18 protein-coding genes are annotated in these 17,994 nt (G+C 69.6%); 8 read left to right on the top strand and 10 right to left on the bottom strand.

Translation table 11 applies throughout. The features are described 5' to 3' along the window. Nucleotides 1-91: 91 nt before the first annotated feature. Together ABZS69_RS52390 and ABZS69_RS52385 are read right to left on the bottom strand one after the other, a co-directional pair. Nucleotides 92-1,366 (bottom strand): extracellular solute-binding protein, encoded by a 1,275-nt coding sequence (locus ABZS69_RS52390; RefSeq protein WP_355388191.1) that lies wholly within the window; start codon nucleotides 1,364-1,366, stop codon nucleotides 92-94. Between the two features lie 154 nt (nucleotides 1,367-1,520). After that, nucleotides 1,521-1,703 (bottom strand): hypothetical protein, encoded by a 183-nt coding sequence (locus tag ABZS69_RS52385; RefSeq protein WP_355388188.1) that lies wholly within the window; start codon nucleotides 1,701-1,703, stop codon nucleotides 1,521-1,523. A gap of 268 nt (nucleotides 1,704-1,971) precedes the next feature. On the opposite strand from ABZS69_RS52385, the gene ABZS69_RS52380 reads away from it, so the two are divergent. After that, nucleotides 1,972-2,505 carry a hypothetical protein gene (locus ABZS69_RS52380; protein ID WP_355388185.1) on the top strand — a complete coding sequence of 178 codons (534 nt, stop codon included), beginning with the start codon at nucleotides 1,972-1,974 and terminating at the stop codon, nucleotides 2,503-2,505. 197 nt (nucleotides 2,506-2,702) lie between these two features. Here the strand turns inward: ABZS69_RS52380 and ABZS69_RS52375 are convergent, their stop codons facing one another. Both ABZS69_RS52375 and ABZS69_RS52370 read right to left on the bottom strand, forming a co-directional pair. Further along, nucleotides 2,703-4,586 (bottom strand): hypothetical protein, encoded by a 1,884-nt coding sequence (locus ABZS69_RS52375; RefSeq protein ID WP_355388182.1) that lies wholly within the window; start codon nucleotides 4,584-4,586, stop codon nucleotides 2,703-2,705. Then, the gene (locus tag ABZS69_RS52370; protein WP_355388179.1) at nucleotides 4,583-5,491 is read right to left on the bottom strand and encodes a hypothetical protein; all 909 of its coding nucleotides are present in this window, start codon (nucleotides 5,489-5,491) and stop codon (nucleotides 4,583-4,585) included. The genes ABZS69_RS52375 and ABZS69_RS52370 overlap by 4 nt, the downstream gene beginning before the upstream one ends. Nucleotides 5,492-5,699: 208 nt before the next feature. Between ABZS69_RS52370 and ABZS69_RS52365 the strand changes: the two genes are divergently transcribed. The 4 genes from ABZS69_RS52365 (at nucleotide 5,700) to ABZS69_RS52350 (ending at nucleotide 9,784) form a co-directional block, all read left to right on the top strand. Continuing rightward, on the top strand, nucleotides 5,700-7,067 hold the full coding sequence (locus ABZS69_RS52365) for a DUF6745 domain-containing protein (RefSeq protein WP_355388176.1): 1,368 nt from the start codon (nucleotides 5,700-5,702) through the stop codon (nucleotides 7,065-7,067). 36 nt (nucleotides 7,068-7,103) lie between these two features. Further along, a complete protein-coding gene (locus tag ABZS69_RS52360; RefSeq protein WP_355388173.1) occupies nucleotides 7,104-7,508 on the top strand; it encodes a hypothetical protein in 405 nt (134 codons plus the stop codon). Nucleotides 7,509-7,658: 150 nt separating this feature from the next. After that, entirely contained in the window at nucleotides 7,659-8,987 is a 1,329-nt protein-coding gene (locus ABZS69_RS52355) for a hypothetical protein (protein ID WP_355388170.1), read from the top strand. After that, the gene (locus ABZS69_RS52350) at nucleotides 8,984-9,784 is read left to right on the top strand and encodes a transporter substrate-binding domain-containing protein (protein WP_355388167.1); all 801 of its coding nucleotides are present in this window, start codon (nucleotides 8,984-8,986) and stop codon (nucleotides 9,782-9,784) included. The genes ABZS69_RS52355 and ABZS69_RS52350 overlap by 4 nt, the downstream gene beginning before the upstream one ends. Here the strand turns inward: ABZS69_RS52350 and ABZS69_RS52345 are convergent. Together ABZS69_RS52345 and ABZS69_RS52340 are read right to left on the bottom strand one after the other, a co-directional pair. After that, nucleotides 9,781-10,755 carry an ABC transporter substrate-binding protein gene (locus tag ABZS69_RS52345; RefSeq protein WP_355388203.1) on the bottom strand — a complete coding sequence of 325 codons (975 nt, stop codon included), beginning with the start codon at nucleotides 10,753-10,755 and terminating at the stop codon, nucleotides 9,781-9,783. The genes ABZS69_RS52350 and ABZS69_RS52345 overlap by 4 nt on opposite strands. A 234-nt stretch (nucleotides 10,756-10,989) precedes the next feature. Next, on the bottom strand, nucleotides 10,990-11,637 hold the full coding sequence (locus tag ABZS69_RS52340) for a hypothetical protein (protein WP_355388164.1): 648 nt from the start codon (nucleotides 11,635-11,637) through the stop codon (nucleotides 10,990-10,992). A gap of 210 nt (nucleotides 11,638-11,847) precedes the next feature. Here ABZS69_RS52340 and ABZS69_RS52335 point away from each other — a divergent pair, with 210 nt between their 5' ends. Further along, nucleotides 11,848-12,216, top strand: a complete 369-nt coding sequence (locus tag ABZS69_RS52335; RefSeq protein ID WP_355388161.1) for a hypothetical protein — start codon at nucleotides 11,848-11,850, stop codon at nucleotides 12,214-12,216. A 34-nt stretch (nucleotides 12,217-12,250) separates the two neighbouring features. Here the strand turns inward: ABZS69_RS52335 and ABZS69_RS52330 are convergent, their stop codons facing one another. From ABZS69_RS52330 to pip, 3 genes are all read right to left on the bottom strand, one after another. Then, nucleotides 12,251-12,559 carry a hypothetical protein gene (locus ABZS69_RS52330; RefSeq protein ID WP_355388158.1) on the bottom strand — a complete coding sequence of 103 codons (309 nt, stop codon included), beginning with the start codon at nucleotides 12,557-12,559 and terminating at the stop codon, nucleotides 12,251-12,253. 162 nt (nucleotides 12,560-12,721) lie between these two features. Continuing rightward, on the bottom strand, nucleotides 12,722-14,128 hold the full coding sequence (locus ABZS69_RS52325) for an APC family permease (RefSeq protein WP_355388155.1): 1,407 nt from the start codon (nucleotides 14,126-14,128) through the stop codon (nucleotides 12,722-12,724). A gap of 168 nt (nucleotides 14,129-14,296) precedes the next feature. After that, on the bottom strand, nucleotides 14,297-15,247 hold the full coding sequence (gene pip / locus ABZS69_RS52320; protein WP_355388200.1) for a prolyl aminopeptidase: 951 nt from the start codon (nucleotides 15,245-15,247) through the stop codon (nucleotides 14,297-14,299). 106 nt (nucleotides 15,248-15,353) lie between these two features. Here pip and ABZS69_RS52315 point away from each other — a divergent pair, with 106 nt between their 5' ends. After that, nucleotides 15,354-16,322, top strand: coding sequence for a WD40 repeat domain-containing protein (locus ABZS69_RS52315; protein ID WP_355388152.1), 969 nt, complete (start codon nucleotides 15,354-15,356; stop codon nucleotides 16,320-16,322). A 300-nt stretch (nucleotides 16,323-16,622) separates the two neighbouring features. Then, a complete protein-coding gene (locus ABZS69_RS52310; protein WP_355388149.1) occupies nucleotides 16,623-17,210 on the top strand; it encodes a GNAT family N-acetyltransferase in 588 nt (195 codons plus the stop codon). Between the two features lie 74 nt (nucleotides 17,211-17,284). On the opposite strand, the gene ABZS69_RS52305 is transcribed toward ABZS69_RS52310, so the two are convergent. Continuing rightward, nucleotides 17,285-17,890, bottom strand: coding sequence for a DinB family protein (locus ABZS69_RS52305; protein ID WP_355388146.1), 606 nt, complete (start codon nucleotides 17,888-17,890; stop codon nucleotides 17,285-17,287). Nucleotides 17,891-17,994: the final 104 nt, after the last annotated feature.

Raw genomic sequence — 17,994 nt, 5'->3', positions numbered from 1 at the left:
GCTCCCACTCGGCGTTCGTTAAGTCACCACGTCCCATGCACTTATCGTGACAACATCACCACGATCAGTCGGCAGATCTAAGAAACAGCTCTTAGCCCGCGATGAGGGCGTTCGCCTCCGTGATGAGCTTCTGAGCGGCCTGGTCAGGGGTCATCCGAGCGAACAGAACCTCGTTCGTGTACCGCGTGAGGATGGCCTCGATGGCGCTGGCGCGCTTCGGCGGGGCGGCGGGCGAGTCCGTGAGCTCGCCCTTGATCTTGTCGAGGAAGGCCAGCGTCTTCTTGTCGCTGTCCGGAAGCTTGTCCCTGACCGCCGCCAGCACCTTGGAACTCGCCGGCAGGCCGCGGTCGCTGAGGATGATCGCACCCGCCCCCGGGTCGTTGATCATGAAGTCGATGAACTTGGCCGCCTCGGCCGGATGCTCGGACTTCGCCCCGGCGGTGTAGAACATCGCGGGCTGCAGGAACATGCCGCCCGCGGCGGCGCCCGGCGACTTCGGCATCCGCAGCAGGTCGACCTGCCTGCCGCCCGACGCCTTGCTGATCGAGCCGAGCTGGTTGCTCCACCACATCCCCATCGCGCCGGAGCCGGTGGCGAACAGCGACTTGTCCTCGCTCTGGGCCGCGAGCTCAAGACTCTTGGCGGCGTCGGGAGAGCCCTTGCTCCTGATCAGCTTCTGGTGGATGGCCCACCACGCCTTGAGGGTGTCGGGCGAGACACCGATCTTGTTGCCCTTGTACAGGGTCTCGCCCCGCTGGGCGGCGAAGATCTGCAGGAACGCCGGGTTGAAGGCCTGCTGCGTGCCGTAGACCTTGCCGCCGGACCGCGCCGTGATCTTCGCAGCCAAGCCGACCCACTCATCCCAGGTCCACGTGGTGTCGTCGGGCAGCCGCTGCCCCGCGTCCCTGACCGCCTTCGGGTCCACGACGAGGGACCAGGCGTTGACGCCGGTGGGGATGGCGTACTGCTTGCCGTCGACGGCGCCGGTGGCCAGCACCTTGCCGTCGAGGTCGGCGGTGTCGACCGAGCTGGACAGGTCGGCCAGCGTGCCGCGTTCGGCGTATTCCCGCAGGCCGCGGATCTCAAGGGTGATGACGTCGGGCGTCTGCTCGCCCGCGACCTTCGTGGCCAGCTTCTCATAGTAGCTGCCGAAGTCGGAGAACTCTTCCTCGATGTCGATGTTCGGGTTCTGCGCTTCGAACTTCTTGATCGCCTCTTGCGTCATCTTCTGCCGCGCGGCACTGCCCCAGTAGGAGAAACGTAACTTGACCTCACCGCCGCCGCCTTCGCTGCCGCAGGCCGCGGTGTTCACCAGCACAGCGGTGGCCAGCAACGCCGCCGTCCACATCTTCCTGCCAGAGCCCACGGCTCTACCTCCTGGGGGTGCAGGACCGGCTTCGGCCCTGAGGGGGTCACTCCACAGACCGGAGTCAAAGAATCACGCAAGACTACCGGGGCCGGTGAGTTCGCCGGAACCTGTTGAGGCTGGGGAGCCGTCGTGGCCGCCGCTCGTCTCGCGGCTACCAGGTCCGGTCGCCGGCGCGGACCGGCATCTCGTTGACGGCGACCCGCCGCTCCCGCGTGACGATGTAGCTGATCCCGTCCGCGACGTCCTCCGGCCGCAGCGCCTCGATCCCGTCGATCTGCCGGCGGGCCGCGTCCCGGGTGGCGTCGCTGAGGTGGTTCACCAGCTCGGTGTCCACGGTGCTTTCTGTGGGCCACCGGCCGCATGGCCCTCCCCGATCGCCCACGGCTCCCCGAGTGGCGCTGGTACGGCACAGAGGACGGATGACCCCGGCGGCCCAAGAAAAGAGCACTGGATAATCACCTGTTTTTATTATTTCCATCTTTTTCTCCAGGCCGATCCCGGCGTGAGTTATCGCGCCATGGAGTGGGTACCTCACGCTCGCACCATCATGGGGATGTGGCAATAAGTCCGATTCTTCCGAATCAGACCCATAGGGGGAAAAGATGATTCAGCACCGAAGCACCAAGAGCGCGCTGGCCTTTGCTCTGGCAGCGGCGGCGGTCAGTGGATTCGCGACTCTTACATTTCCGGCGTCGGCGGACGTCACGGCCGTCACCGGCGTTCACGAGATGGCGGACAACAAGGCGACGGCCGTGAGCAATCGCGCCACCGATCCGAGGTCGGACGACAAGACGACCCGCGCGGTCGACACGGCCTTCCAGGGCGACCCGGACGACCCCAAGAGGCCGCCGACCAAGTTCATCGGGATCATCCGCGACAGCAGGATCGCGGTCAGGGATCCGCGGACGACGCCCCAGTGGCATGACCTGACCGTGCTCCTGCCGCACAACTTCGGCCGCCTGGCCGACATCTCCCTGGCCGCGCCCGATGAAGGCGTCACCGTGCACATCACCGTACTGAACGAACGCGGCAAGGTGGCCCAGAGCAGGTGCACGGTCTTCCCGACCCCAGGCTCGAGAACGGCGCCACAGTGGCCTGGGAACTGCACCGAATTCATCGACCTCACCCACATGTGAGTCGTCCGATCCGTCGATGAATGAATGCCGTGCCCGGGGACTTTTCGGGCACGGCATTCTTGGCTCATTTCGGGCGAATTATGCGGAGAAAAACGCCATGGCGTCGCTCTATGCGTGAGCAGGCGGAAAACACCGCAGGCAATGCCAAATCGTCATTACGGCAGCGACGACCCGCTCCCGCTCAGGGCCCGCTCGCCTCAGTCGTCCTCCTCGTCCCAGTCGTCCTCCTCGTCGTCCCAGAGGTCGCTGGGCGGGAGCGGGTGTTCGTCGTCGATGAGGGAGTCGTCCACCGAGCGGCGCCAGGCGCGACTCTCGTCCGGGTCGGCCCAGTCGTCCTCGGTGATCCTCGGGATGGGGATGGTGGCCCGCTGGTGGTCGACCATCCACGAGTTGCGGAAGAAGTCGAACGTGAGGTGGTAGCAGCCGTCGGACTCGGCGTACAGGATGGGCGGGACGAGGAACTGCACCACGCCGACCTTGGCCGCGACGACCACGTAGTCCTCGGGGATGGATTCGTCGTTCCAGCAGGCGGCGAAGTTCACCGGCTTGAGCGCGCCCTTGCCGAGCACGTGGATGAGGTTGTCCTGGATGACGAACCGGTCCGGGTCGAGGGCCACGTCCTCGCCGAGCATGAGGATCGGCGCGGGCAGGATGTGCGCCTTGGCGAAGGACTGCGCGTCGGTGTAGAGATCGATGATCTCGTCGTGGCGGGTGGGGTCGTAGCGTCCGGAGGAGTGGAACGGGCAGCAGATCTCGCCGTTGGGCCGCTCCGGCTCGGGGAAGAACGCGGACTTGTCCACCCGGGTCATGACGGACCCGCTCCGCCTGGCCCGCAGGAACTCCGGGATCCAACCGGCGTCGTCGGACTCGATCACCTCCGTCCGGCAGAGCGCCCGGAACGCCGTGTCGCCGATCTTGCAGTTGAAGTAGTCGAGCAGGGTGAGCGCGGCGCACTCCGCCAGCGACAACCCGTCGGTCTTGGCGAACCAGAAGTCGTAGCCGTTGGCCACGAAGCGCACCCCGCGGAACTCCTTGTGCACGAAGGTCTCGCGGGCGGGGCCGTTCCCCCAGCCGTTCCAGTGGGCGGCCGCCACGTGGTTGTAGTAGGCGTCGGCGTGCCGGGCCAGCTCCGGCGCGAACACGCTCTCACCCGTCAGGTAGCACGCCTTGCTGAACAGCTCGCCGATCTCCGGCGCCTCGGTGACCTCGTCGGCGGTGAAGATGAGTTCGGTACGCAGGAACACCTTGCGGCCGTCGCGGTAGGGGGCGCCCTCGTGCTCGTACCGCTGATCGAAGATCACACACGTGAACTCGCCGATCTCGCCGAGCGCGGCGCCGCCGACCAGGTCCAGCGCCGGCGACCCCGTGCCGCCGGTCAGGTACAGCAGCACCGTGTACCGGGAGATGTGCCGCCGCGCCGCGTCGAAGTACGGGGTGTCCCGATGCCGGTGGAAGTTGGCGTCACCGGGCTCGAATCGGTTGCACCGGAACACCGGGTTCACATGCGAGAACCCCTCCGCCGCAGCCGGCGGCAACGCGTCGGCCACCGCCGCGCTCAACGCCTCGGCCAGCAGCGCCGAGTGGAAGATGAACCGCTCACCGCCCCGGGACACGGCGTTCAGCGGCGGCACGTACAGCTTCAGCTCGTCGAGCTGCGCCAGCCGGGCCCGGGTCTCCGCCGGCAACCGCAGCGAGAACGAGAACACCCCTTCCGCGTGCTCCGTCCGCCCGGCCAGCTCCGCCTCCAGCGGCACGTTCTCGAAGAGGCGGTCCAGCGGGACGATGTTCTCGAACGTGCGGAACGACAACTCGTGCGGATCGACGAACACCGCCGCCAGGTACGGCGCGTCCGCGCTGGGCCGGGCGAACAGATCGCGCACCGGCTCGTCGATCCGTTCGGCGTCGATGAACCGCACCGCCTTGAACCGCGCCGACGGATGCCAGGAAATGTCCAGTCCGTCCACTGTCGCGGCCGGCTCGGCGTCGGTCGCGTCCACCTCCGCCCGATAGCGGGCGGCCTCCTCGGCGGGCACGTCCCCGGCCGACAGGACGAAGAACCGATCCCGAAGTTCGATGCTCACACGCACCTCCACAAGCTGCGCAGCCCCGGCGGAAGATTCTCGGCGTGCGCCAGTGTCCGCACGCCGTCCTGGCCCACATCGGAGTCGTACAGCCACAGCCGTTCGAGGGACCCGGCGAACGGGGCGGCGAGCAGGGCCTCCGCGCCCGCCGAGCCGATCCTGTTGTACCTCAGGTCGAGCTCGGTCAGCCGCGCGAACCGATGCAGGGAACGCACGCCCTCGGCGGTCACCCGGTTGCGCTGCAGGCACAGGCGGCGCAGTCCGCCCAGGTACGGGGACGCTGCCAGGGCCGCCAGACCGGCGTCGCCGATCCGGCAGTACCGCAGCTCCAGCGCCCGCAACCGGTCCGCGCGGAGCGAGGCGGCGAGGAGTCCGGCGCCGTCGGGGCCGAGGTCCAGATAGGAGAGGTCGAGCACGGAGAGCCGTCCGGCATCCAGCCCGTCGAGGAGCTTCATGTCCAGCCGCCCAGGGGGCAGCTCGGCGTCCTCCTCCTCGTCGTCGTCCCAGTCCTCGTCATCGTCGTCCCAGTCCTCGTCGGTCGTGGCGCGCGACGAGATGCGCAGTGTGGTGACGAACCGGTCGCGCAGCACCTGCTCCACGACCTCGCGGACGTCGTCCGACCACTGGACGGCCACCTCCGTGGCGAAGCCGTACCGGCGGGAGAGCACAAGCGCGGTCGCCGGCAACCCGTCGTCCCATCCGCCCTCGTGCGCCGCGACGAGGTCGGCGATCTCGCGCTCCATGGCCGGGCGGTCGGCGGGGCGGGTGCGTGCCAGGCGCTGTTCGAGCCGGATCAGCGTGCCCCTGGCGTCGCCCTGCTCCAGCAGCCGGTCGCTGTAGGCCTGCCACGCGGCGAGGCCGTCGGGATGAGGCCGTAACGCGTCTTCGACGGCGGTCTCTTGCATTTGTACGAATGTACGGAGATCGGCAGCAGTGTCAAGCCGTGGTGTCAGGGCGACGCACGGCGTCGGCGAACGGCCGGAAATTGTCGTGACGGGCGGGTAGTGTGCTGCGCCTGGTCATGATCACCGGCGTGGACGGTCCGCGCGGCACGGTGTTCATCGCGGCGTCCCCAGGCTGAGCCGGAGGCCGCCTCAGCTGGAGGTCTCCACTGTGAATCCACCGGGTCCGCCCCGTTCGGCAGCCGAAGATCGGCAGGCGGCGCGCACGCCCCGGCACGGCACCGCCGCCGAGAGGCGCGCGTGGGAGTCCGCCGCCCGTGCGTGCTACCGGGAGATCGGGGTCCCGTTCCCGGAACGGGTCGGGTGGGTGCCCTCACCGCTCGTCGGCGCGTTCGCCGCGCCCATCGCCGCCTGCCTGGGCGCCGGCCACCGCAACACCCGCGTCCTGGACTCCGTCTACCGCGCGGTGGACGACACCGCCGGCCAGGCCGTCGGCCACGCGGTGCGCGCCGCGGTCCGGGCCGCGGCCGACGGCGCGGTCAGGGACCCGGTGCACGGCGCGGCGGCCGCCGCCCTGCACGCCGAGATCGACGCGACGATGAAGTCCGCGAAGGCCGCGGCGGTGCGGGACACCGCGCACGTCCCGCCGGCCCGCGAGACGAGCCGGAGCGTGCCCGCCGGCGTGCTGGCCACGGTCGCCGAGGCGTCGGACGCGGCCGTACGGGCGGCGGTGGACGCGGCGGTGGGCGGGCCGCGGCAGGACACGATCCGCGGCGAGGTGCGCCGGCTGTGGCGGGCCTACCTGTCGGGCCAGCGGTCCGACACCTGGCTGACCCTCGTCGACTGCTTCGGCCAGGAAACGGTCCCGCCGGCCGGCTTCGGGCCGGACGCGGTCCCGCCGGCCGGCTTCGGGCCGGACGCGGTCCCGCCGGCCGGCTTCGGGCCGGACGTGGCCCCGCCGGTCGATGAGGACCCGTCGTGGGCGGACGTCGCGGAGCGGGCCGCGGCGGCGCGATTCGCGCCCGCCGGCTGGTGGTGGTGGCCCTTCCGGGACTTCGTCATGCTCTGCCCGCGCCCCGCCGAGCTGCACCTCGAGCAGGTCGGCGACGACGACTCGGGCACGTACCGGCCACACCGCGCCGACGGCCCCGCGGCCGGCTGGGACGACGGGTTCGGGCTGTACTTCTGGCACGGCACCCACGTCACCCGAGCCGTCATCGACGACACCCTCACCGCCGACGAGATCCTCCGCGAGACCAACGCCGAGATCCGCCGCTGCGCCATCGAACGCCGCGGCTGGGACCGCTTCATCGCCGAGGCCGGCCTGGCCCAGGTCGGCACCGCCGTGCCCGACCCCGGCAACCCCGGCCAGACCCTCACCCTGCACGACGTCCCAGAAGGCGTCTACACCACGCACGTGCGGGTCCTGCTGTGCACCAACGGCACCGTCGAACGGGACGGCACCCGCCGCCGCTTCGGCCTCACCGTCCCCGCCGACTGCACCGACCCCCTGCAGGCCGCCGCCTGGACCTACGGCCTCACCCCGGCCCAGTACGCCACGGCACAACGACGATCCTGACCCCCCGCCCCACCCCGGCAGAAGGAGCACGAGCAGATGCCCACCATCGGACAGGCCATCGCCACCTTCGGCGTCACCGTCGACGAGCACCTCGACCGGCAGGCCGAGATCCCCATCCTGGCCGGCCTGCAGTTCCAGGGCGACGTCGCCGTCGTACCGGTCAACCGCGATCCGGCCCGCACCCCCGTCCCCGAGGAGGGCGTCCCGATCGTCCGCGGCCAGGCCCAGGCCAACACCCACCTCCTGCTCGCCGCCGGGAAGGCGTTCTTCGCCCCGGAGCGGTTCGGCGGCGGATTGGTGCTCGGCGTGCTGACGGTCGCGCAGGACGCGGTCGCCTACCTCGCGCACCCCGAACACGCCTTCACCGGCATCGCACCGGGCACCTACGAGCTGCGACGCCAGCGGGAGCAGGCCGACGGGACCCGCCTCGTCGCCGATTGAGCGAGCGCGCCCGGGGCCGGTCACCCCTGACTGCCGCCGGCCCCTCTTGCGGACCGGCCTCGCCCGCGGCCATGCTCGATTTCCAGGAGGAGCCGATCTAGGGGGCACGGTGCACGCGAACGATCCGGGCGTCTCCCGCCGGAGCGGGCCATGACGGTGACGGCGATGCCCTCGGCCCGGCGCAAGGAGTCGGTCTCCGGGCGGTTACGCACGCTGGCGGGCCTGTCCCTGGGAACGCTGGTGCTGCTGCTGGCCGCGATTCTGGCCGGCGCGGGCAGTACGGGCTCGGGCCTGCGTACCATCGGGCACGACGCCGGGCCGCAGGTGCTGGCCACCACGGGCCTGTATCGGCAGATGTCGGAGATGGATGCGCTGGTGGCCGAGGCCCTGCTGCTGGGCAGGGAGTACGGCCCGCAGCAGCAGGCCGACCTGACCAGCTACGACCAGCGGCGGCTGGAGATCTCCGAGAGCCTGCTCAAGGCGTACCGGCTGGCCCTGGACGACCCGACCGAGCAGCGCACGGTCGAGTCGCTGATCGAGGGGCTGGGCCGCTACGAACGGCTGGCGACGCAGGCGCGGCTGCTGGACGTGCAGTCCGAGCACACCGCGGGACAGCCGCCCGACCACGTGGTCGAGGCCTACCAGCGGGCCACCGACCTCATGCACCGCGAACTGCTCCCGCAGGCGTACAACCTGACCCTGGAGACCGGGACGATCGTCCGGCGCGCGCACGCCGCCGAGCGCTCGACCACCTCGCTGGCCCGTGCCGCGGTCGTCGTCACCGGGCTGCTCGCGCTGGTCTGCCTGCTGATCCTGCAGGCTTACCTGACCCGCAGGTTCCGCCGGGTGTTCGCGCCGGCCCTGATGGTCGCCACCATGCTCACCGCGGCCGGGCTGGTGACCGGCACGGCCCTGCTCAACCAGCAGGGCGAGGCGCTGGAGCAGGCCAAGGGCCACGGGTTCGACTCGGTGCTCACGCTGACCAGAGCACGGGCGATCAGCAAGACCATGCACGGAGACCAGAGCCGCTACCTGCTCGACCGCTTCCGCAAGGACACCTACGAGCACACGTTCCTGGACAAGTCCCGCACGATCGTGGCCGTCGAGTCCACCAGCCTGCCCGACTACCAGGGCAAGCTGAACGCGAACTTCCAGGGCCTGCTCGGCGGCCTGACGGGCGAGGACCGGAGCCGGGTCTTCGCCGCCTACCAGCGGTTCCAGCAGGCCGACGCGCGGATGCGGACCATGCCGGCCGAGGCGGCGATCAAGTTCTGGGACGGCGAGCTGACCCAGGCCTACGAACGCTACGACAAGGTGCTGGAGGAGCTCGTCCGGCGCTACGAGTCCGACTTCGAACGCGCCATCGACAACGGCGACGGGGCCCTGGAGACACTGTGGCGGTGGATCCCCGCCGGGCTGACCGCCGGCGCCCTGCTCATCCTCGTCGGCATCTGGCCACGGCTCAGGGAGTACCGGTGAGAAGACTGCTGATCTGCCTGGTCCTGCTGCTCACGTCCTGCGGCGCCGCGCGGCCGGAATCCCTCGTGGACAAGGACGAGCTGATCGTCGCGATCCGCTCCGACGTGCCGCTGATCAGTTTCAAGGGGCAGGGCGGCGTGTACTACGGGTTCAACATCGACGTGGCCAAGGACCTCGTCGCCCGGCTGGGCAAGCAGATCCGCTGGCTGGAGATCAAGGCCGGCGACCAGCTCACCGTGCTCACGGACGGGCGTGCCGACCTGGTGTTCGCCCACATGTCGGTCACCCCGGAGCGGAAGAAGGTGATCGACTTCGCCGGGCCGTACCACGTCGACTTCCAGGACATCGCGGTGCGGCCGGCCGACAAGGGCGTCATCCGTGACGTCCGCGACCTGGCGGGCCGCAAGATCTGCTGGGTGCGCGGCACGAACATCGCCCAGCGGATCATCGACGAGCGCCAGGTCAAGGCGATCGCCGTGCCCGCACCCGACTACAACGTCTGCCTGGAGATGATCAAGGACGGCAGGATCGACGCCATCTCCACCAACAGCCAGATCCTGGCGGGGCTGCTCACCAAGCCGGGCGTCGACCTGCACCTGGTCGGCGCGACCTTCAACGAGCAACGCACGGCGATCGGCATCCGCAAGGGCGACGTCGACGGCTGCGAGGAGCTCAACCGGGCCATCACCCAGATGTACCAGGACGGCACGGCAAACATGTTGCTGGACAAATGGTTCGGCAAGTCGGGCATCGACCTGTCGGTGGTCGCGGTCCCGCAGTTCGAGGGCTGTTCCTAGGTGGGCGGCCTGGCGATCTCCGCGCTGAACCGGCCGACGAGCGACTGCTTGGCGCGCCCGGCGACCTCCACGTCGTAGGAGACCAGCTTGACCGTCGTCAGGTCGACGGCCTTGGAGTTCGCGGGCACGTGGGTGTTGGTGGGCAGGGCGTAGAACTTCACCAGCGGCCCCAGCCGCTGGGACGCGCCGCTCAGCGCCCAGTCGACGTACTTGCGCGCGCTCTCGGGGTTGTGTGCCCCGGCCAGCACCGCCAGGCCGCCGAGCTCGTAACCGGTGCCTTCCTGCGGGAAGGTCACCTGCAGGTTCGGATAGCCCTGCTCCTGGGCGGCGACGCAGTCATGGGAGAAGACGACGCCGACCGCCGCCTCCCCCTTGGCCGCCTGTACGGCGGCCGCGGCGCCGGCGGCGTTGTATCTCAGCACGTTCGGGTGGAGGCTGCGCATGTAGCCGAGCGCGGCGTCCTGATTTCGGCCGTTGAGCTCCATCTGCGTCCACAGGCCGGCGTAGGCGGTTCCGGAGGTGGCCGGATGGGCGATGGCGACGCCGCCGCGCAGGCGCTCGTCCAGGAGTTCCCGCCAGGAGCGGATCGGCTTCATGCCCCGCTTGGCCAGCTCCTTGGTGTTGTTGCAGAAGGCCAGCACGCTGACGTAGACGCCGCTCCAGGCGTTCTCCTTGTCGGCCCACCCCTGCCGGATTTCCCCGGATTTTTCGGATTTGTACGGCGCCAACAGCCCCTGGCTCTTGGCCGCCACGTAGGAGGCGGCCTCACCGCCATGCCAGACGTCGAACTCCTGCCGCGCCCTGGCCGCCTTGATCCGATCCAGCGCCTCGCCACTCGACAGCCGCACGAAGTCGGCCTCCACGCCGGTGGCATCGGAGAACCTTTTCACCATCATCGCGCACCACTGCTCGCTCGAGCTGCAGGCAACCGTGATCTTGTCCCGTCTCGGCGTCGAACAGCCCGCGGCCATCAGGACTGCTACCAGTGCGATGGCTAACGGCTTCATTGCTCTCCCAATGCTCCGCCGACGTCCGCCCGTGTGCCGCTCCCATTCGACACTGATCTCCGCCCGGCCGTCTACGGGCGGGCACGCACAAAGCCATGACGACCGTGGCCGGGTTCCCGGTCTCGTACGAGCCGTTCGAGGACAACGTCACGAAGACCGCCGCGCCCTGCCCTGCCACCAGGACAGGGCAGGTACTCCTCAGCCCTCGGGCCGGTGGGCGGTGATGGCCTGTTCTTCGGCGACCGGATCGAGGAATTCACTCCATACCGGGACGTCGTCCCCCCGTTCCCAAGGATCGGCGTCGGCATCGCGCGGGTGGAAGTCGTTGGTGATGTATTCCGCGAGGTCTCTGCCGTAGCTGATGATGTCCGTTCCCCATACCGACAGCACCTGCCTGCCGTACGTGCCGCGTCCGCCGGGCAGGAAGCGGTGCGCGTACAGCGGGATCAGCTTCGGCGCCCTCGCCAGTTCGTGCCCCGCGACCCGGAGCGCCTCCGCCCTGTCTTCGGGCCGGGCTCCCCATGACCTCAGCCAGGCGCCGCGTTCCACGTCGTGCAGAACCTGGCGTACGGGCCACTCCACATGGAGGCGAAGCTCCTCCTCGTCGCCGTCGCGCCAGTCCGGCCAGGGCCGCTCCCAGGTGGCGCCCTCCTCCGGCCGGGCGGAGTTGATGGGGAGCCCTTCGGCGAGGAAAGCGCGGTGATCGTCGGCGAACTCGATGTCGTAGTCCGCCTCGATCCAGGCGAACTCCCTGTCGGTCAGTCCCGGCCTGATCTCGCAGGCCCTGGAGGCCGCCAGGCGCCGAGCGGCCTCACGCCCGAGCCGGACCGCAGCTGGATGCAGCATGCCAGCCACCTTAGCGAGCCATGATCTCGGGCTGCGGCGCCGCCGGACGCGCGGCTCGGGCGCCGTGCACCGCGGCTGCCTGTACGTCGGGCTGAGCGTCCCGGCTGTCGACGATGCTAGGGTCCGGACATGCGGCACGAGCGATCAACGGGGCCGAGCGGCTTCAGGTAGTCCGCCAGGAGATACCTGGCGGTGCTACCAGGGAGCCTCATGTCCCGCACTGCCCATCACATCGACCGCCCGATTCGCGACGGAGGCGACCGGTACGGAAAGCCGTGGCGATCGGTGACGATAGTCGATCTGCGTTACAGCGCCGCATGCCTGCGCGAGGCGGAACGAGCCGGTCATCGGGCGCGCCCGGCCTCCGTCCGCCACAGGGCCGACGTCTACTCCTGGGCCAGAGCCGATCTTCGAGACCGGTGGGTGGCGCAATGGGCCAGGAACGAGGAGCGGCAAGCGCGCCGGCGCCTGCGTCTCCGGCTCGAAGCGATCCGCCGGACGGCCAACGCCGCCGAGCCGGTCGATGATCTCGAAGTCCACCCGGCGCGTCACCGCCGTAATGCCCTCTGGCTGTACTGATCGGGGAAGCCGGTACGGGCTACCACGAGCCGGATCAGTCCAGCGCCTGGAAGCTGCCGATGTTGCCGTATCTGGTCTCGCCGGGGCTGACCGGGTCGAAGACCCTGGTCCGGCAGTTGAAGTCCTGGAAGACCAGGACCGTGCCCTCGGTCCGGTTCACCAGGGCAGTGTCGTCGCCGAAGCCCTGATGGCAGTCATAGGGCTGCGGGTCGACGACCGTCGCCACCTGACCGTCGGGTCCGTACAGGCGCACGACCCCTGGCGCGGCGGAGGCCGGGCCGGCGCAGGTGAGCACGAGCACGCCGGAGGCGGCGATGGCCAGGAGGGCGGGAACGCGTCGCATTGGATGTCCTTCCGTGGAGCTGACCTGGATATATCGCATTCTGTAGTTGGTTGACTACGGAATGGAACGGTCGCCACGGGTACATCGATGTTTCCTGGCCCACGACACATGCCCGCCTCACGCCGTCCCGGCGGCCCCGTCGGGGCCGCCGGGACGGCTCGGTCAGCCGGCCCCCGCGTTCTCCTTCTTGTGGGTGTACCAGGTGACGACCCAGAGGATCAGACCGAGCGCGAGCAGCACGCCCGCGATCTCGTACTGGCCGGAGGGACGTCCCGAGGACCACGGCAGGACCAGGTACAGGCACGTGACCGTGCCCACCACGGGCAGGACGCGTCCGGCGCGGAAGTGCTCGGTCTCCGCCCTTTCCCTGCGCAGGACCAGAACGGACACGTTGACCAGCGCGAAGACCGCCAGCAGGAGCAGCGACGTCGTCCCGCCCAGCAGCGACACGACCGGGCTGTCGGGGCTCAGCGAGACGTACGTGATCAGCCCGAGCGCGATCACGGTGGTGAACACGATCGCCGCCTGCGGCGTGCGCCGCCCCGGGTGAACCTTGGCCAGGAAGGGCGGCAGCACGCCCTGCTTGCCCATGCCGTACAGCAGCCGGCTGGCCATCAGCATGTTGATCAACGCGGAGTTCGCCACGGCGAACATCGAGATGAACGGCAGCAGATCGGCGATCGGGAAGCCGGGGGCCGCGGTCTGCACCACCGTCGCGAGCGGGGTCTCGCTCTCGGAGAGCTGCCCGACGGGGACGACGGCGACGGCGCAGATGGACACGAGCACGTAGATCAACCCGGTGATCCCGAGCCCGGTGAACATCATGCGAGGGAAGATCCGGGCCGGATTCTTGGTCTCCTCCGCCATGTTGACCGAGTCCTCGAACCCGACCATGGCGAAGAAGGCCAGCGACGTCGCCGTGCTGACCGCCAGGAACACGCTCTTGTCGGAGGCGGTCTCGAAGGTGACGACGCGGGAGAAGTCGGCGTTCCCGCCGAGGATGAAGTACAGGCTGACCAGGATGACGATCAGCAGGCCCGAGAGCTCGACCGCGGTGAGCACCACGTTGATCTTGACGCTCTCGCCCACGCCGCGCAGATTGACGGCCAGCACCAGGAGCATGAACGCCAGCGCGATCAGCAGGATGACGCCGTTGCCGACGTCCAGACCGAAACCGGTGGCGAGGTTGGCGGCGAAGGCCCGGGAGGCCGCCGAGGCCGAGGTGATACCGGAGCACATCACCGCGAAGCACACCAGGAAGGTCAGGAGGTGTTTGCCGAAGGCCTTGTGCACGTAGAGTGCGGCTCCGGCGGCCTGTGGGTATTTGGTCACCAACTCCAGGTACGAGCACGCCGTGATCAGCGCGACCGCGAAGGCGATGGCGAACGGCAGCCAGGCGGCGCCGCCCACCTCACCGGCGATCTCGCCGGTCAGCGCGTAGATCCCGGTGCCGAGAATGTCGCCGATGATGAACAGCAGCAACAGGCCCGGGCCCATCACCTGCTTCAGACTCGGCTCGCCGCCGCCGCTGGTCTCCTCAGTTGGACTGGGGGGTCTCGTTTGGGACATGCGGTAGTCCTTCTCACTGCGAGCCGCAGGGAAACGGGTGAAGCCGATACATCCCACGTTGGGAGCCCAGGTCACCGCCGCGTGGCGGTATTCGGCCACTGGGGGAGCGCCGGCCGACATCAGCTTCGGCCCTCCTGCCGTCCAGGACGCATGGGGCAACGGCGCCGGCTACGCGCGGAAGCGGTCGGTGGCGTCGATCAGGCGGTGCCGGGTGCCGGGTTCGGAACCGCCGTGGCCCGCGTCCTCAACAAGGTGGAACTCGGCCTCGGGCCAGGCCTGGTGCAGGTCCCAGGCCTGGTCGGGCGGGGTCTTCATGTCGTAGCGGCCGTTGACGATCACGGTGGGGATGTGCCGGATGCGGTCGACGCCCGCCAGGAGGCCCTCTTTGGGGAGGAAGCCGCCGTTGCTGATGTAGTGGTGGGTGATGCGGGCGAAAAGGAGGATGGCGGCGTCGTCGAGTGGCGGTGGATCGACGGGCAGCAGGGTGTTGGCCGAGAACTCCCAGTCCATCCAGGCGCGGGCCGCCGGCAGGTGGACGGCAGGGTCGGCGTCGCCGATGCGGCGGCCGTACGCGGCGACCAGGTCGTATCGCTCGTCCGCCGGGATCGCGTCGCGGAACGCGGCCCACTCGGCGGGAAAGAGCCGGGCCGCGCCTGTGGAGGTGAACGTCCAGTCCTCGTCGGAGGGCCGGACGAGGTAGATGCCGCGTAGCACGAGCTCGGTGACGCGGTCGGGGTGGGCCTGGGCGTACGAGAGGGCGAGGGTGCTGCCCCAGCTCCCGCCGAAGACCAGCCAGCGGTCGACGGACAGGTGCTCGCGGAGCCGTTCCATGTCGGCGACCAGGTGCGAGGTGGTGTTGTGCCGCAACGACACCTCCGGGTCCGCGGCGCTCGGCCGGCTGGCACCGCAGTTGCGCTGGTCGAACAGCACGATCCGGTACGCGGCCGGGTCGAAGAACCGGCGGAAGGCCGGCAGGATGCCGCCGCCGGGCCCGCCGTGCAGGAAGACCACCGGCTTGCCGGCCGGGTTTCCGCAGGTCTCCCAGTAGATCTCGTTGCCGTCTCCGACATCGAGCAGACCGGAGTCGTACGGCTCGATCGGCGGGTAGAACTCCTTCAGTGCCATGCGATCAAGTAGACCACCGCAGACCGGACGATCGCGCACGGTCCCGAGCGCGGCGATCGGCTCGTTCTCCCGGATCCCGATTGTTCTCTATGCTGCCGTGATGATCCGCTCTCTGCTCTTACCCGGCACGCTGTCGGCGGCCCTGCTCCTGGCCACCGTCAGCGCCGCGCCCGCGGCCGCCCGGCCGCTCGGCGACCGCGACGTGAACGTGCCCGAGGTCGGCGTCGTGCTGCACGAACGAGACGGCGACCCGTGGCGGGTGACCGCCGTGAGCAAAGAGGTGTCACCGTCGCACCGCGCCGCCTACCTCCGTTCCGCTGACGGCATCTCCTTCAGGAAGAAGAAGGGGTACGACGAGCTGGTGCCCGCGCCGAAAGGCGGGAGGGTCGCGGGCGTGCCCTACTCCTCGCCCGGGGCGTTCGACTCTGTTGTCGTCTTCGACGACAAGGGCAAGGCGAAGCGCATCCGTACGGTACGCAAGCCGCTCAGCACCGCCTACCCCGCGTGGACGCGAGACGGCCGCAAGCTCGTCCTCAGCATCAGGAAGGACGGGATCACCACCGTCGGTTTCGTGATCGTCGACCCCGTCACCGGCACCTCGAAGGCCGTCACCGTCCGCGGCATCGACCAGGATGCGGCCTTCCAGTGGACTCCGGACGGCCGGTACCTGGCCGCCAACGCCTGGGACCAGGAGTGGAACGTCCGGGTGATCCGGCCGGACGGGCGTACGCATCGCACGCTGCGCAAGGTCGGCATCATGCACGGCGCGGACGCGTTCTCGCCCTCGGGCAAGCGTCTTCTCACGCTGTGCCTGTCGATGGAGGCGTCGAACTTCTGCGTCTGGGACTTCACGTCGGGCAAGCTGGTCAAGCGGGTCAACGACGAGTCGAGGGAGTGGACGATCGGGTGGTGGGACGACCGGCACCTGGCCACGGTGGTGCGCGACGAGGGCGAGGACGCCCGAGCGGTGGTGACGGACCTGAACGGGGACATCACGCGGGTGCTGGCGACGTTCTCCGCGAAGGCCGGCCGGGGGTGGGTGGACCTGGTCTACACACCCAGCCGCTGACTCGATGCGGCGGTGCTTCGGCCCGGCAGCCGCAGGGCCGCGGCGATCGGCGTAGGGGGCGCCGTCGGTGAAGGCGGGCTGCTGGGTGGTGGGCGACTCGGCGTAGGGGCCCGGGGGCGGGCGGTGAGATCGTCGTGGGCCGGACGGGTTCACGTCGCGGGCGAAGGTGCCGCGCCGGCGACCGTGCCGTTCAAGGGGAGAGCCCATGGAGTGACGATGGATACTTCAGGCCTCCCGCGCGCCGGTCTCCCGGAAATACTCGAATGACCGGCGAGTGTCTCGTGCGCGAGAATGCGGCCCATGTTTCAGGCGATACTGCGAACCGATCGCATCGAGCTTGTCCCGCTGTCCGACGAACACCTTGAACACGAGATCGAGCTCGACGCCGACCCCGAGGTCATGCGGTACCTCGGCAACGGTCGCGCTCGGAGCCGTGAGGAGGTCGAGGTTCTCCATCGGGGCAGGCTCGCGGTCGCGGGCCGTGTGGCGGGGCTGGGTTTCTGGGCCGGGTTCGTCGACGGGCAGTTCGTCGGCTGGTGGATCCTGGAGCCGCCGGAGCGGAGCGACCAAGGGCCGGTCGAGGGACAGGCCGAGCTCGGGTACCGGCTCCTGCGTCGCCGCTGGCGCCAGGGATTGGCCAGTGAGGGAGCCCGCGAGCTCGTTCGACACGGGTTCGAAGATCTCCGGCTGACCCGCGTCTTCGCCGAGACCATGGCGGTCAACACCGCCTCCCGCGCGACCATGACGGCACTCGGCATGGAGCACATCCGTACGTTCCACATGGAATGGGACGAGCCGCTCCCTGGCAGCGATCTTGGCGAGGTCGAGTACGCGATCACCCGGGAGCAGTGGCTCGCTCGGCGAGCGGCCCCCCTGCACCGACGGTAGGGCCATCACCGGTCGCGCAGGCCCCATGCGCAACTGTTCGGCGAGCCGTGCCGGAGTTGATCTCCGTGGCCCCGTTATGCGCCTTGCGGCTGGTTCTCGGCGGCCTTGTGGGCGGCCTGTTCGAGGCGTTCGAGGTAGTCCGTCCACCATGAGGCGTCGTCGGCGTTCGGCAGGGAGTCCTGGCTGTGGCGGCCGGCGGCGCCGTCGATCAGCTCGCGGACGATGTCGGCGTGCCCGGCGTGGCGGTTGGTCTCGGCGGTCACGTGGACGAGGATGCGGTGCAGGGTGACCGGGTTGCGGTCGGCCGGCCACCAGACGACGTGGCCGGTCGCGTCCAGGGGCAGTTCCTCGATCGTGGCGTCCGCGTGGGCCCAGGCGCGGTGGTAGAGGGCGATCATCTGCTCGCGGGACTCGTCCGGGGTGGCCCACATGTCGGCGTTCGGCTCGGCGTCGTCGTCGAGCCAGGGCAGCGGCTCGCCGGACGGGCGGCCGAAGGTCTCGCCGAAGTAGCCGAGCTCGACGCCGGCCAGGTGTTTGACCAGGCCGAGGAGGTTGGTGCCGGTCGGGGTGAACGGGCGGCGGACGTCGTACTCGGACAGGCCGTCGAGCTTCCACAGGAGGGACTCGCGGGCGGTCTTGAGGTAATGGTGGAGGTCCGCTTTCGGGTCCCGTTCGGTCATTTCGGCCATCGTGTCAGCGTAGGCCATTGTCGGTGCGGAGGGCGGTGAGGGCGGTGCGGAGCGAACCGCGCGGGGTCGGCCGCCAGTCGCCGGATCGCCTCATC

The sequence above is a fragment of the Nonomuraea sp. NPDC005650 genome, assembly GCF_040605375.1.
In the GTDB taxonomy this organism is placed as follows: Bacteria; Actinomycetota; Actinomycetes; order Streptosporangiales; family Streptosporangiaceae; genus Nonomuraea.
Note: the sequence above shows the minus strand (reverse complement) of the source record. Positions and strands in the feature narration are given on the sequence as shown.

Excerpts from the sequence above, each read along its gene's own strand:
- ABZS69_RS52380 (WP_355388185.1), top strand. The coding sequence starts at position 1,972 with ATGATTCAGCACCGAAGCACCAAGAGCGCGCTGGCCTTTGCTCTGGCA.
- ABZS69_RS52370 (WP_355388179.1), bottom strand. The coding sequence starts at position 5,491 with ATGCAAGAGACCGCCGTCGAAGACGCGTTACGGCCTCATCCCGACGGC.
- ABZS69_RS52360 (WP_355388173.1), top strand. The coding sequence starts at position 7,104 with ATGCCCACCATCGGACAGGCCATCGCCACCTTCGGCGTCACCGTCGAC.
- ABZS69_RS52355 (WP_355388170.1), top strand. The coding sequence starts at position 7,659 with ATGACGGTGACGGCGATGCCCTCGGCCCGGCGCAAGGAGTCGGTCTCC.
- ABZS69_RS52345 (WP_355388203.1), bottom strand. The coding sequence starts at position 10,755 with ATGGCCGCGGGCTGTTCGACGCCGAGACGGGACAAGATCACGGTTGCC.
- ABZS69_RS52340 (WP_355388164.1), bottom strand. The coding sequence starts at position 11,637 with ATGCTGCATCCAGCTGCGGTCCGGCTCGGGCGTGAGGCCGCTCGGCGC.
- ABZS69_RS52335 (WP_355388161.1), top strand. The coding sequence starts at position 11,848 with ATGTCCCGCACTGCCCATCACATCGACCGCCCGATTCGCGACGGAGGC.
- ABZS69_RS52330 (WP_355388158.1), bottom strand. The coding sequence starts at position 12,559 with ATGCGACGCGTTCCCGCCCTCCTGGCCATCGCCGCCTCCGGCGTGCTC.
- ABZS69_RS52325 (WP_355388155.1), bottom strand. The coding sequence starts at position 14,128 with ATGTCCCAAACGAGACCCCCCAGTCCAACTGAGGAGACCAGCGGCGGC.
- ABZS69_RS52315 (WP_355388152.1), top strand. The coding sequence starts at position 15,354 with ATGATCCGCTCTCTGCTCTTACCCGGCACGCTGTCGGCGGCCCTGCTC.
- ABZS69_RS52310 (WP_355388149.1), top strand. The coding sequence starts at position 16,623 with ATGTTTCAGGCGATACTGCGAACCGATCGCATCGAGCTTGTCCCGCTG.
- ABZS69_RS52305 (WP_355388146.1), bottom strand. The coding sequence starts at position 17,890 with ATGACCGAACGGGACCCGAAAGCGGACCTCCACCATTACCTCAAGACC.